Below are 12,553 nucleotides of genomic sequence, written 5' to 3'. Positions count from 1 at the left end.
AACGATTGGAGAGCGCATGCCCACGTCACAAAGCCAGAAAAAAGAAGCCATCGCCCAGGCGGCCGAGCAAGAGCTCGCATCGCTTGCGGGTCGTGGCGTGCGTATCGCGGGCAACGCGTGCTCGCCGATCGTGCTGGTCAAAGGCGATTTGGACGAGGCCGAGCGTTCGGGTGGCGAGCTTGCCGCCGGCCCGGATGGCGCGGCGTTGCGCAAGGCGCTTGGGGCCATCGGCTACGCGCCCGAGGATTTTTGCGTGCTGGCAAGCGTCGCCGGCGTGGGTGACGGAGCGGTCGCGGTGGGCGAGACTCTGCCGTGCGAGCTGTTCCGTGAGGCGCTTGAGGCTTTGGACCCCGAGGCGGTTCTGCTGCTGGACGATCGCGCAGCCGATACCATGCGCGAGACCTATGCCGACATGCTTGTGGCAATCGACGACTTCGATACCGCTATGCTCAAGCCCGGCCTGGTCGCCCATGTGCAGGGCCGCCGCGTGCTCGCGCTCGACGGCTTTGAGGCGGCACTCACCGACAAGGCCGCCAAGCAGCGCATGTGGGCATACATCAAGCAGCTGACCCCGGCAGCCGCTCCGCTGTAGCGGATTGGCGCCGGCGAGCGATTGTCTGGCGGGCAAGGCGCGCCTCGAGATCGGCGCCGCACTTCTACATCACAGCGCGCAGCTCAAACCGATCGCCGTTAATGCGGAACTGGCAGTTGCCGTTCATGCGTTCGACGGCAAGCTTAATGCTCTTGGTTCCAAAGCCGTGTCCGGTGTGCCCGGCTACGGGCATGCCGTCGACCATGCGCGGCGCGCGGTCAAACGTGTTGGAAACTAACAGCAGCAGCTGGCCGTCCTCTAATCGCAGGTCAAAGTCGACGAATCGCTTTCCTTGGGGTGCGGTGCTTGCGGCGGTGATAGCGTTTTCCAAGGCATTTGAGAGCACGCTAAACAGGTCGGCTTCACCTACGTGGATGGTTTCGGGTACGGCGGCGCGCAGGTTGGCGGTAATGCCGTTTCTATTGATATCCGAGTTAAATGACGAAAGCGCGATGTTTACGGTCTCGTTGGCGCAGAAGCGGCGTACGGCGGTGCGGTCGCCGGCTTCGCAGAGTTCGTCGATGCGATCGAGCGCCTCGTCGGTGTGGCCCTCCTCAATTAAAGCGGCCAGGCCGCGTAGGAAGTGGCGCATGTCGTGGCGAAGAATCGACAGCTCGCGCCCAGATTGACGCCAAGCCTCGAGCTCTTTGATGGCGGCGCTGTCGCGGGTTTCGAGCATCCAGCGCTCTCGCTCGGCGGTTTCCTTTTCTTCGTATTCGCGCAGGTAAACGGCAAGAAACATAAGATAGAAGGCACAGAGCGCAAATGCCAAAAACTCAACCGTTACCACCGAGCCCGAGTGGAACAGCGTGGTGTAGACGTTGGTGGCATAGTCAAAGACGTAATAGACGAGCGGCAGGATTAAAAGGATGCCCAGCTCGGTGGTGCTTTTAATCGCCAAGCGCGGACCGATGTCGCCGGCCCAATGCAACAGGACGGCAAAGACGGCGAGTGTGGTCGCGATGCGCGCCAGATAGTACGCAATCTGAGAATCGGTTGCGGCAAATGCGGCGATGCCCATCCAATTGCTGAACTGGCAGCTCAGATAGGCACTCGTAATGCCGAGCACGGCAAGCAGCGGGCTCAGGCGGTAGCGCGCGCACAAATAGATGACGAGCGGCAGATGCACGACGATCGGATATACCTGGCGGGCGAAAAGCTCGCCGCCGACGGCATTGGCGAGGCCAAATGCGCATCCGGTTACGGCACCGACCAGCACCAGTTCAAGCGCATGACGCCGGTTGATCTCGACACCGCACAGCGCCGCCGAGGCAAAGACGCCAAAGAGTAGCGTTGTGGCGTGGTGGATTGCCCAAAGGACCATTTCGACCGAGGAGACCATCAGTGTCTCCCACCCTCAAAGCGCGCCGCAAAGTAGGCGTCTTGGAATCCCTGCTTGCAGCTGCGCGAAAGCGGGATGCACGCGCCCGAGCGCATGACGATGTCCGTGCGGTCAAAGTGATCGATATTGCGCAGGTTGACCTGGTAGCTGCGGTGGCATTTAAAGAAGGTGGCATTTTGCACCAAACGGTCCTCGACGCTGCGGAATGACTCGAGTGCCTCGATATCGCGTCCGTCGCGCAGGTGGAAGACCACGTGCTTGTTGCGCGCTTCGGCATATTCGATGTCGGACAGGCGCAGGGCGTGGTAGCCAAAGGAAGTTTTGATCACGAGCTCGTCGGTTGCCGCCGGGCGCATGCTCGAAAGCTCGTCGAGTAACTGCGCCAGGCGTTCGTAAGTCACGGGCTTGAGCAGGTAGTCGAAGGCGCGGACCTCGTAGGATTCCAGCGCGAACTCGGGCGACGAGGTGAGGAACACCAGGCGCACGGCGGTGTCGGCCTGGCGCAGTTCGCGTGCGGTGTCCATGCCGTTGACGAGCGGCATGATCATATCGAGCAAGATGATGTCGGCGCGCGATGCGGCATGGCGGGCCAGCAGGTCCTCGCCGCGCGTGACGAGCGCAACATCGACCGCCGTGCCCGTCTCGGTCGACCAACGGTCGATCATCCGGTGCAGTCTATCTAGAAAAGCGACATCATCGTCGCAGGCAATAATCTTGAGCATTCGGCCCCCTTAAGTAGTTCGATTTTGCCACATCGGGCACGCGCCGCTTGCGGGGGTGCGGACCGTTTGCGCCCCACGGCGTGCAGCTCGCGCTAAGCGGTGTTGCGGTGGCGAAAGATGCCTCCTGCGCTATCGAAAGCCCGGCTATCCTCAGCTTGCCAGTTCGAAAATGGACTTGCCACATGATTGAATCTTTATTTCAACTTTACACCTAGGTTTACAGCTGTCTTGTCAGCTGTAAACCTAGGTGTCATACTAAAGCCCCAAGATTCGCCAAAAGAGAGGGGCCTTGATGGCACAGAGCGCGAACATGGATGCGTCGGAGCTTGCACGCGATATCGCGGCCGGCCTGGCATCGGCAACGACGGCAACGGAGCGTGCGGCGCTGGTGCCCGCAGAGCTCGTCGAGGCCATTCATCAACTAAAAACCCAACGTGACGCGGTAATCCTGGCGCACTATTACGTGGCGCCCGAGGTCCAAGCCGTTGCCGATTACGTCGGCGACAGCTTCTACCTGGCAAAGCTCGCCAAAAGCCTGCCGCAGCAGACCATCGTGCTGTGCGGCGTGGAGTTTATGGGCGAGAGCGCCAAGCTGCTCAATCCCACTAAGACCGTACTGCTGCCCGAGCCGGGCGCGGACTGTCCCATGGCGCACATGGTCAAGCGCGAGACGGTCGACGCGGCGCGCGCCGAGTACGGCGACGACCTGGCCGTGGTGTGCTACGTCAACTCCACGGTCGAGATCAAGAGCTGGAGCGACGTGTGCGTCACCAGCTCCAACGCCGTTAAGATCGTGTCCGAGCTGCCGCAGCAGCATATCCTGTTCATTCCCGACCAAAACCTGGGACGCTTCGTAGCCGAGCAGGTGCCGCAAAAGCACGTCATCCTCAACAACGGCTACTGCCCGCGCCATCACATCATCACCGTCGAGCAGATCGTCGACGCGACGGAGGCCCACCCCGACGCGCTCGTGCTGGCGCACCCCGAGTGCAAGGCCGACGTTCTGGCCGAGGCCGACTACATCGGCTCCACCGCCGGCATCATCAAGTATGCCGAGGAGTCCGACGCGAGCGAGTTCATTATCGTGACGGTCCGCGGCGTGCTCTACGAGCTCGAGCGCCGCTGCCAGGGCACCGGCAAGAAGTTCTACTTCCCCGCGGTGCAGCCCATCTGCGTCAACATGGATCTCATCACGCTCGAGAAGCTCGTGCGCTGCCTGGAGACGGGTGAGGGCGAGGTGCAGATCGGCGTCTCGGACGAGGCTGCCGACCAGGCCAAACTCACGCTCGACCGCATGCTCGAGTACGCGGCGCGTTAGAACGATGTGACATGAGGGGCAGTCCCTTATGCCACATTACAAGGGAGAGGATTCCTGTGGAAACCAAACAATACCCCGACATGGAGTGCGACGTCGTTATTGCCGGCTGCGGCGTAGCGGGCTTGTACGCGGCTCTCAACCTGCCGACGAGCACGCGCGTGATCATGCTCTCCAAGGGCGCTGTCGACGAGTGCGATTCGATGCTCGCGCAGGGCGGCATCTGCGTGCTGCCCGAAGGCTCGGACTACGATGCCTTCTTTGAGGACACCATGCACGCCGGCCACTACGAGAACCGCCGCGAGAGCGTCGACATCATGATTCGCTCGAGCCGCTCGGTCATCAACGACCTGCTGGCGATGGGCGTGGACTTTGAGCGCAAGGCCGACGGCAGCCTCAATTTTACCCGCGAGGGCGCACACAGCCGTCCGCGCATTGCCTTCCATGCCGATATCACCGGCAAGGAGATTACGACCAAGCTGCTTCAGGCTGTCCGCAAGCTGGACAACGTGCAGATTTTGGAGTACGTGGCCATGACCGACATCCTGACGGGCGAGCGTGACGGCGCCACGGTGTGCACCGGTATCGTCGCCGTTCCCGTGGACGAGAACAACTCGGTTCGTCCCGCCGACGAGCTGGTAAATGCCGCCGAGGGCGCGCATGCCGGCGAGCCGTTTAAGATCCATGCCCGCCACACGCTGTGGGCAACGGGCGGCATCGGCGGCGTATACGACCATTCGACCAACTACCCGCAGCTCACGGGCGACGCCTGCTACATCGCTCAGGAGCATGGCATTAAGATGGAGCACCTGGACTACGTGCAGATCCATCCCACGGGTCTGTTCTCGCCGCAGCCGGGTCGCACGTTCCTGATCAGCGAGAGCTGCCGCGGCGAGGGCGCGATTTTGCTCAACGCCGCCGGCGAGCGTTTTACCGACGAGTTGCAGCCGCGCGACGTTGTCGCCGCCGCCATCCGCGAGCAGATGAAGCAGGACGGCACCGAGCACGAGTGGCTGAGCTTTGCCCCCGTCGAGCGCGACGTGGTGACCGGGCACTTTGCCAACATTCGCGCGCGCTGCCTGGAGGACGGCCGCGACATCTTGGACGAGCCCATTCCCGTTACGCCGACGCAGCACTACTTTATGGGCGGCGTGTGGGTCGACAAGGACGGCCGCACCTCGATGCCCGAGCTCTACGCCGCGGGCGAGACGGCCTGCAACGGCGTTCACGGCAAGAACCGCCTTGCATCAAACAGTCTGCTCGAAGCACTGGTCTGGGGTCGTCGCGCCGCGTGGTACATGCGTACCGGCGAGTCGCTGGCCGTGGAGCAGGCGGGCGATCCCGCGCTCGATGGCCGTCATCGCGCCCTGAGCGCCGACGCCCTGGCAATCGATGATTTGGCCCGTGCCGCCGGCACGCAGGCCGTGGAGGAGTAGACCATGAATCCCATTACCATGAAGCTCGTCGTCGATGATCTGATTCTGCAGGCTCTGCGCGAGGACATTACGTTTGAGGACGTGAGCACGGCGAGCGTGTGCCCCACGGCGCGTCCCGCCACGGTGGAGCTTATCGCCAAGGCCGACGGCATTATCGCCGGCCTGGACGTATTCGCCCGCACCTTTGAGCTGCTGGATCCGCAGAGCTCCGTGTTGTTCGATGTCTCGGATGGCGACGAGGTGCATGCCGGCGATCACGTGGGCCAGGTGCGCGGCGACGCGCGCGTGTTGCTTTCGGGCGAGCGCGTGGCGCTCAACTATCTGCAGCGCATGAGCGGCATCGCTACCTACACGCACAGCATGGCCGCGGCGCTCGAGGGCACTAAGACCGTGCTTGTCGACACGCGCAAGACCACACCGGGCATGCGTGTGTTTGAAAAGGCGGCAGTCGAGATCGGCGGCGGCAGCAACCACCGTTACAACCTGTCGACGGCCGTCATGCTCAAGGACAACCACATCGATGCCGCCGGTGGCGTGACGCGTGCGATCGAGATGGCGCGCGCCCATGCATCGTTTACCACGACGGTCGAGATCGAGTGCGAGAACCTGGACATGGTGCGCGAGGCCGTGGAGGCCGGCGCCGACATCATCATGTTCGACAACATGACCCATGACGACATGGCCGCCGCTATCGAGCTTATCGCCGGTCGCGCCAAGACCGAGTGTTCGGGCAACGTGGACGCCGGCAATATCCGTGCGCTCGCCGACCTGGGCGTTGACTTTATTAGCTCGGGCGCCCTGACGCACTCCGCGCCGATCCTCGACCTCTCGCTTAAGCACCTGCGTCTGCTGGACGGTAAATAATGAACGCCCGCGAGCGTCGCCGTGCCATCATGGACGTGCTCGAGGTGGCCAAGGAGCCCGTTTCGGGCAGCGCACTTGCCCGCGAGGTTGGCGTGAGCCGTCAGATCGTGGTTCAGGATATTGCCCTGCTGCGTGCCGATGGGCACGATGTCGTGGCGACCAACCGTGGTTATGTGCTGCAGGAGGCCCCCAGCAGCCCCGCCGTGCCCACGCGTCTTGTTAAGGTGCGCCACAGCGTGGAGCAGGCGGGCGACGAACTTACGAGTATCGTCGACGCGGGTGGCGCCGTGCTTAACGTGATCGTCAACCATCGTGTGTACGGCAAGATCACGGCCGACCTGGACATCCGCAATCGTCGCGATGTTGAGCGCTACCTGCACGATATCGAGAGCGGCAAGAGTTTCCCGCTGCTGACGGTGACCAGCGGCTACCACTTCCATCGCATTGCGGCGGAGGACGAACAGACCCTCGACGAGATCGAGGCGATGCTCAAGGAAAAAGGCTACCTAGCAGACCTGATGCCCTACGAAGACGATTTGTCCTAGTCGACGCCGCATCTATAAGTTGCGGTGAAATAGTTCCTAAAAGGCATCCAAGACATAAAACAGGAACTATTCCACCGCAACTGCCAAGGGTCCCGCTCCAAATTAGCTGCCCACATATGCAAAAGGAGGCCTCCGCGGCGATGCGGAAGCCTCCTTTTTTGTGCACGGTGTACTTTTGAGTGTGCAAGTGGGGGAGTTGTTACTCCTCGACGATCTCGGTGATCGCGCCAGCGGGGCAAGCGTCCTGGCAAGCGCCACAGGCGACGCAGGAGTCCTCGTCAGCGACGGTAGCGACGTCCTGGAGCTCCAGAACGCCAGCGGGGCAGGAGTCGACGCAAACGCCACAAGCGATGCACTCGTCGGCATCAATTACGGGATGAGCCATGGTAGTTTCCTCTCTGTTGACCGACGCTACAGGCGATGCGCGCCGGTTTGATTCGGGCAAAAACATACCACGGGAGCGACCGTTTGCAATACCCTCTGACCGGCATCTTCATACCGTTCGCCGAGTATGCCAAGGTTTACTAAAAAACGTGCAGGTGGGGCCGTTGAGCTGCGTAAATGTTAGCTAAAGGTGACTTGAAATATTGAGCTATTGAGCGCGCTTGCGGAAAGGGCATCCCGTTATTTGGTCGAAAAACGGGTCGCAGTTTCCGGTTGGGCCCGCTAGCGGAAACTGCGACCCGGTATCAGCTCTCAAAACGGGATATGGTTTCCGGTTGAGCTTTCAGACGGAAACTGCGACCCGGAATCCACGCTCAAACCGGGACGAGCTTTCCGCAAGGCAGCCCCAGGCACCCCCGGACCCAAACCTCAGCTATCTCTACATAGATCTCGATAGATTTGTCGAGAATTCAATCAGCGCATCTACCTGCGCATTTGAGAACCTAAACTCTCAGCAATAAGAAATCTTATATGAATTGACTTAGATTTTGTATATTCCGGCCCATAAGGGGATACACTACATCCTGAAAGACAAGCCGAAGCGCCGCGTGACAGACCGTCGAGGCGGCGCGAACGCACAAGAGAGAGGGAATTTCTAATGAGTAAGATTCTTGGTATCGACCTTGGTACTACCAACTCCGCAATGGCCGTCCTCGAGGGCGGTTCTCCGACCATTATCGTGAACGCTGAGGGCGACCGCACCACCCCGTCCGTCGTGGGCTTCCGTGCCGACGGCGACCGCGTTGTGGGTAAGGCCGCTAAGAACCAGGCTGTCACCAACCCCAAGAACACCGTGTTCTCCATCAAGCGCTTCATGGGCCGCAAGTACTCCGAGTGCACCTCCGAGATCAAGACCGTGCCGTACGAGGTCAAGGAGGGCCAGGGTGGCCGTGCCGTCGTCGACATCGAGGGCAAGGACTACACCGCCGAGCAGGTGAGCGCCATGACGCTCGCGAAGATGAAGGCCGACGCCGAGAAGTATCTGGGCGAGACCGTCACCGACGCCGTCATCACCGTCCCGGCCTACTTCAACGACGCCCAGCGTCAGGCCACCAAGGACGCCGGCAAGATCGCCGGCCTCAACGTCAAGCGTATCGTCAACGAGCCGACCGCTGCTGCTCTGGCCTATGGCCTGGACAAGCAGGGCACCGACCAGCGCATCCTGGTCTTCGACCTGGGCGGCGGCACCTTCGACGTCTCCATCCTTGACCTCGCCGACGGCGTGTTTGAGGTTCTGTCCACCTCGGGCGACAACCACCTGGGCGGCGACGACTGGGATCAGCGCGTCATCGACTGGATGGCCGACAAGTTCCAGCAGGAGAACGGCGTCGATCTGCGTCAGGACCCCATGGCCCTGCAGCGTCTGAAGGAGGCCGCCGAGAACGCCAAGAAGGAGCTCTCCGCTGCCCAGCAGACCACCATCAACCTGCCGTTCATTACCATGAACCAGTCCGGCCCGCTGCACCTCAACTACACGCTGACCCGCGCCGAGTTCGAGAAGATCACGCGCGACCTGCTCGAGCGCTGCAAGCAGCCTGTCACCAATGCCCTGCGCGACGCCAAGCTTAAGCTCTCCGATCTGACCGAGGTCATCCTCGTCGGCGGCTCCACCCGTATGCCCGCTGTCCAGGAGCTCGTCAAGACCATGACCGGCAAGCAGCCCAACATGTCCGTGAACCCCGACGAGGTCGTTGCCGACGGTGCTGCCGTCCAGGGCGGCGTGCTCACCGGCGACGTCGAGGGCATCCTGCTGCTCGACGTTACCCCGCTGTCGCTGGGCGTCGAGACCATGGGCGGCATCATGACCAAGATGATCGACCGCAACACCACGATCCCGACCTCCAAGACCGAGGTCTACTCCACCGCAGCCGACAACCAGACCAGCGTCGAGATCAACGTGCTCCAGGGCGAGCGCGAGCTTGCCCGCGACAACAAGTCGCTCGGTAAGTTCCAGCTGACCGGTATCCCGGCTGCCCGCCGCGGCGTGCCGCAGATCGAGGTCACCTTCGACATCGACGCCAACGGCATCGTCAAGGTCTCCGCTAAGGACAAGGGCACCGGCAAAGAGCAGCAGATCACCATTTCCGGCTCTACCGCTCTGTCCGACGACGAAGTCGATCGTATGGTCAAGGACGCCGAGGCTCATGCCGAGGAGGACAAGAAGCAGAAGGAAGAGGTCGAGGTCCGCAACCAGACCGACAGCCTGTGCTACTCCACCGAGCAGACCCTCAACGAGCTGGGCGACAAGGTTTCCGCTGACGTGAAGTCCAAGGCCGAGGCCGCTATCGCCGACGCCAAGAAGGCGCTCGAGGGCTCTGACGTCGAGGCCATCAAGGCCGCCGGCGAGTCCCTGCAGTCCGTGGCCTACGAGCTGGCCCAGGTTGTCTACGCCGACGCTCAGCAGCAGACCGACGGTGCCGCTGGTGCCCAGCCTGCCGACGATGACGTAGTCGACGCCGACTACGAGGTTGTGGACGACGAGGACAAGTAATCATGTCCGCCCGTAAAGCTCGCACGGAGGCGGCTGCCGCCGGCGCCGCCCCCGTTGACTCTGAGGAGAAGGACGTGAAGATTCCCGTAGAGGCCGCAGACGATACCGAGGTCAATGAGGCCCCGGCCGCCGAGGCTGCCGAGAACCAGGTAGAGGATTCCAACAAGGAGGCGACGATGACCGAGGACGAGATGGTGGAAGCCGCTATCCGCGCCGGTGAGGAAGCCGCCGACAACGACTTTAAGCTCAAGTTCGAGCAGGCCCAAAAGGAGCTTGCCGACGTGCGCAATGAGCTCGATGCTGCGGCAGAGGCTCAGAAGTCCGCCGAGGACAAGGCGAAGGACGCTACCGAGCGCACCGCTCGTCTGCAGGCCGACTGGGAGAACTTCCGTCGCCGCACCGCCAACGAGCGCATCGCCGAGCGCGAGCGCGCGACCGAGAAGCTTGTCACCGCGCTGTTGCCGGTGATCGACGATATCGAGCGCGCGATCGACCATGCCCGCAGCCAGGAGCTTTCCGACGACTTTAAGCAGTTCGTCGATGGCGTTGACGCGGTACATGCCAAGCTGCTCGACGTGTTTGCGCACGAGGGCGTTGAGCCCATCGACCCCAAGGGCGAGGCGTTCGATCCGCTCGAGCACCAGGCTGTGGGTCGCGTCGAGGACGCATCGCAGTATGACGAGACCGTCAACGATGTGTACCAGAAGGGCTACCGCATGGCGGATCGCATCCTGCGTTCCGCGATGGTGACGGTGACCTACGGTGGCGAGAAGCGCCCCGCACCGGAGCCCGAAGCGGCGCCCGAGGATGCTACGGCCGATACGGCCGAGAGCACCGAGGAGTAATTGAGAAGGGCCCCGGGGCAACACCCGGGGCCCTTTCTGGCCTAGTGCCATATGACAGTATGAGCCGCCGTCCGCAGGGGCGGCGGATATAACAGGAGAGGAGCTACGATGGCTGCAGGCAAAACCTTCTATGACATCCTGGGCGTATCCAAGAGCGCCTCCGACAAAGAGATCAAGAGCGCGTTTCGCAAGCTCGCGCAAAAATATCACCCCGATGCCGGCGGCGACGAGGCCAAGTTTAAGGAGATTAGCGAGGCCTACGAGACGCTTTCGGACGAGAAGAAGCGCAAAGAGTACGACCAGATGCTCATGTTCGGCGGCATGCCGGGCGCGGGCGGCGCGTATAGCGGTGGCTATGGCGCCGGTGCCGGCGCGAGCGGCTGGGGCGATATCTTCGACAGTATCTTTAGTGGCAACGGCGCCTGGGGCAGCGATTGGGGCTCGGGTTTTGCCGGGACCGCGGGTAATGCCGGTGCGGGCGCGGGCCGCAACCGCGCGCGCAAGGGCGGCGACCTGTCGCTGACTGTCGATGTGACGGCCGAGGACGCGTTTCGCGGCGTGACGCACAAGGTCACCTACCGCATTCCCTCGACGGGCGAGCAGCAGACCATCACGGTCTCGGTGCCTGCGGGTGCGGTCGACGGCGGCAAATTGCGTTACAAGCGCCGTGGCGAGTACGGCGTTGCCGGAGGCGAGCGCGGCGACCTGGTCGTGACCACGCACGTGGAGGAGCATCCGCTGTTTAAGCGTAAAGGTGCCGATGTGACCATGGAGGTGCCGATCTCGGTCTACGAGGCGGCGCTCGGCTGCACGGTGGATGTGCCCACGCCCGGTGGTGCGACGGTTCGTCTGAAGGTGCCCGCTGGTACCCAGACGGGCAAGAAGTTCCGCTTTAAGGAGATGGGTGCGCCCGACGTTAAGCATCGCGGCCGCACGGGTGCGCTGCTCGTCGAGATCAAGGTGCAGGTTCCCGCGAACCTGTCCGACGATGAGCGCGATGCCATGACCAAGCTGCGCGAGGCCGACACGCGCGACTATCGCGAGAAGGTCAACCGTTACAAGGCGACGTACTAGGGCGGTCGTGGCGCGCGCCCGCGCCCGCGGGCTTATGATGGACGATAACGAGACGGAAAGGGGTCAGGTAGCATGGCCGAGGACAATAGGAACAAACCGCTGTACATGATCAGCGTGGCGGCCGAGCTGACCGGCATGCACCCGCAGACTCTGCGCGTCTACGAGTCCAAAGGCCTGCTGAATCCTCAGCGCTCGGGTGGTAACACGCGCCTGTATTCGCGTGCCGATATCGAGCGCCTGGAGCTCATCAACCAACTGACCGACGAGGGTATCAACCTTGCCGGCGTGGTGCGCATCCTCGATATGAAGGAGCGCGCCGAGGAGCGCGAGCACGAGAACGAGAAGCTCCGCGCCCGCGTACGCCAGCTCGAGGACGAGCTGCACGAGTACAAGATGCAGAAGAAGATCACCGCCCTGGCCCCGCGCGACGGCTCGGTCAACCCCGAACAGGTCATGCGCAAACTTTTGGGCGCAGGCGGGGATTTGTAGTTACGCGGTTTTACCAACCCGCGTAACGGGCCGACGCTGCGCGACGTCCAGAGCGACAATTTGTCATTCAAAAGGCAAGGCATGACCAGAAGGTCTATGCCTTGCCTTTTTCATGCCAACTTGTTCGCTCTGGACGTCGCTCGCTGTCCGTCCTCTACCTGCGGCGTTGCCTTGCTCCGGATGCGGTAGTCGTTGGTAGTCATTGGGGACGTTCTTAAATGACTAGTCGAAAGGGACACTCTTGCACTAAATCTGCAGGCCCTCGCCGGACTCGTCCTGTACTTTACCGAGATAAAGTGAACGTGTAGATTCGTAACCCACTCGCAACCGTTCTATGGCACGATATTGAACGAATGTATGCTATGCGCCCAAATCTTTTGGGCAGAGTGGGAGA

12 protein-coding genes are annotated in these 12,553 nt (G+C 62.1%); 9 read left to right on the top strand and 3 right to left on the bottom strand.

Annotated features, from left to right (window positions below):
- The first annotated feature begins 16 nt into the window (after positions 1 to 16).
- Positions 17 to 592, top strand: coding sequence for a hypothetical protein (locus AAA138_RS06690; RefSeq protein ID WP_055310041.1), 576 nt, complete (start codon positions 17 to 19; stop codon positions 590 to 592).
- 64 nt (positions 593 to 656) lie between these two features.
- Here the strand turns inward: AAA138_RS06690 and AAA138_RS06685 are convergent, their stop codons facing one another.
- Together AAA138_RS06685 and AAA138_RS06680 are read right to left on the bottom strand one after the other, a co-directional pair.
- The gene (locus AAA138_RS06685; protein ID WP_349090102.1) at positions 657 to 1,934 is read right to left on the bottom strand and encodes a GHKL domain-containing protein; all 1,278 of its coding nucleotides are present in this window, start codon (positions 1,932 to 1,934) and stop codon (positions 657 to 659) included.
- Positions 1,934 to 2,656 carry a LytTR family DNA-binding domain-containing protein gene (locus AAA138_RS06680; protein WP_138341713.1) on the bottom strand — a complete coding sequence of 241 codons (723 nt, stop codon included), beginning with the start codon at positions 2,654 to 2,656 and terminating at the stop codon, positions 1,934 to 1,936. Before AAA138_RS06680 ends, AAA138_RS06685 begins: the two co-directional genes overlap by 1 nt.
- 292 nt (positions 2,657 to 2,948) lie before the next feature.
- Here AAA138_RS06680 and nadA point away from each other — a divergent pair, with 292 nt between their 5' ends.
- The 4 genes from nadA to AAA138_RS06660 are packed head-to-tail and all read left to right on the top strand — an operon-like array spanning position 2,949 to position 6,816.
- Positions 2,949 to 3,974, top strand: coding sequence for a quinolinate synthase NadA (gene nadA, locus AAA138_RS06675; RefSeq protein ID WP_349090100.1), 1,026 nt, complete (start codon positions 2,949 to 2,951; stop codon positions 3,972 to 3,974).
- Positions 3,975 to 4,030: 56 nt separating this feature from the next.
- Positions 4,031 to 5,407 (top strand): FAD-binding protein, encoded by a 1,377-nt coding sequence (locus AAA138_RS06670; RefSeq protein ID WP_349090099.1) that lies wholly within the window; start codon positions 4,031 to 4,033, stop codon positions 5,405 to 5,407.
- Between the two features lie 3 nt (positions 5,408 to 5,410).
- Positions 5,411 to 6,271: a carboxylating nicotinate-nucleotide diphosphorylase gene (gene nadC / locus AAA138_RS06665; RefSeq protein WP_055310044.1), complete on the top strand. Its 861-nt coding sequence runs from the start codon at positions 5,411 to 5,413 to the stop codon at positions 6,269 to 6,271.
- A complete protein-coding gene (locus tag AAA138_RS06660) occupies positions 6,271 to 6,816 on the top strand; it encodes a transcription repressor NadR (protein ID WP_055310045.1) in 546 nt (181 codons plus the stop codon). Before nadC ends, AAA138_RS06660 begins: the two co-directional genes overlap by 1 nt.
- A gap of 199 nt (positions 6,817 to 7,015) precedes the next feature.
- Here the strand turns inward: AAA138_RS06660 and AAA138_RS06655 are convergent, their stop codons facing one another.
- Positions 7,016 to 7,201, bottom strand: coding sequence for a 4Fe-4S binding protein (locus tag AAA138_RS06655; protein WP_006235216.1), 186 nt, complete (start codon positions 7,199 to 7,201; stop codon positions 7,016 to 7,018).
- Between the two features lie 657 nt (positions 7,202 to 7,858).
- Here AAA138_RS06655 and dnaK point away from each other — a divergent pair.
- The 4 genes from dnaK to AAA138_RS06635 all read left to right on the top strand — a co-directional run bounded on the left by dnaK (position 7,859) and on the right by AAA138_RS06635 (position 12,159).
- Complete coding sequence (gene dnaK, locus AAA138_RS06650) at positions 7,859 to 9,751, top strand: molecular chaperone DnaK (protein ID WP_055310046.1); 1,893 nt, start codon at positions 7,859 to 7,861, stop codon at positions 9,749 to 9,751.
- Between the two features lie 2 nt (positions 9,752 to 9,753).
- The gene (locus tag AAA138_RS06645; RefSeq protein WP_349090098.1) at positions 9,754 to 10,596 is read left to right on the top strand and encodes a nucleotide exchange factor GrpE; all 843 of its coding nucleotides are present in this window, start codon (positions 9,754 to 9,756) and stop codon (positions 10,594 to 10,596) included.
- 108 nt (positions 10,597 to 10,704) lie between these two features.
- The gene (locus AAA138_RS06640) at positions 10,705 to 11,670 is read left to right on the top strand and encodes a DnaJ C-terminal domain-containing protein (protein ID WP_349090097.1); all 966 of its coding nucleotides are present in this window, start codon (positions 10,705 to 10,707) and stop codon (positions 11,668 to 11,670) included.
- A gap of 72 nt (positions 11,671 to 11,742) precedes the next feature.
- Complete coding sequence (locus tag AAA138_RS06635) at positions 11,743 to 12,159, top strand: helix-turn-helix transcriptional regulator (protein ID WP_349090096.1); 417 nt, start codon at positions 11,743 to 11,745, stop codon at positions 12,157 to 12,159.
- Positions 12,160 to 12,553 lie beyond the last annotated feature (394 nt).

The organism is Collinsella sp. CLA-JM-H32B (genome assembly GCF_040098065.1).
Classification (GTDB): domain Bacteria; phylum Actinomycetota; class Coriobacteriia; order Coriobacteriales; family Coriobacteriaceae; genus Collinsella.
The sequence above is the reverse complement of the archived record's forward strand: the minus strand, read 5'-3'. Positions and strand labels throughout refer to the sequence as shown.

What these genes read in the sequence shown, in the direction of transcription:
- AAA138_RS06690 (WP_055310041.1), top strand. Translation starts at nt 17, where the DNA reads ATGCCCACGTCACAAAGCCAGAAAAAAGAAGCCATCGCCCAGGCGGCC.
- AAA138_RS06685 (WP_349090102.1), bottom strand. Translation starts at nt 1,934, where the DNA reads ATGGTCTCCTCGGTCGAAATGGTCCTTTGGGCAATCCACCACGCCACA.
- AAA138_RS06680 (WP_138341713.1), bottom strand. Translation starts at nt 2,656, where the DNA reads ATGCTCAAGATTATTGCCTGCGACGATGATGTCGCTTTTCTAGATAGA.
- nadA (WP_349090100.1), top strand. Translation starts at nt 2,949, where the DNA reads ATGGCACAGAGCGCGAACATGGATGCGTCGGAGCTTGCACGCGATATC.
- nadC (WP_055310044.1), top strand. Translation starts at nt 5,411, where the DNA reads ATGAATCCCATTACCATGAAGCTCGTCGTCGATGATCTGATTCTGCAG.
- AAA138_RS06660 (WP_055310045.1), top strand. Translation starts at nt 6,271, where the DNA reads ATGAACGCCCGCGAGCGTCGCCGTGCCATCATGGACGTGCTCGAGGTG.
- AAA138_RS06655 (WP_006235216.1), bottom strand. Translation starts at nt 7,201, where the DNA reads ATGGCTCATCCCGTAATTGATGCCGACGAGTGCATCGCTTGTGGCGTT.
- dnaK (WP_055310046.1), top strand. Translation starts at nt 7,859, where the DNA reads ATGAGTAAGATTCTTGGTATCGACCTTGGTACTACCAACTCCGCAATG.
- AAA138_RS06645 (WP_349090098.1), top strand. Translation starts at nt 9,754, where the DNA reads ATGTCCGCCCGTAAAGCTCGCACGGAGGCGGCTGCCGCCGGCGCCGCC.
- AAA138_RS06640 (WP_349090097.1), top strand. Translation starts at nt 10,705, where the DNA reads ATGGCTGCAGGCAAAACCTTCTATGACATCCTGGGCGTATCCAAGAGC.
- AAA138_RS06635 (WP_349090096.1), top strand. Translation starts at nt 11,743, where the DNA reads ATGGCCGAGGACAATAGGAACAAACCGCTGTACATGATCAGCGTGGCG.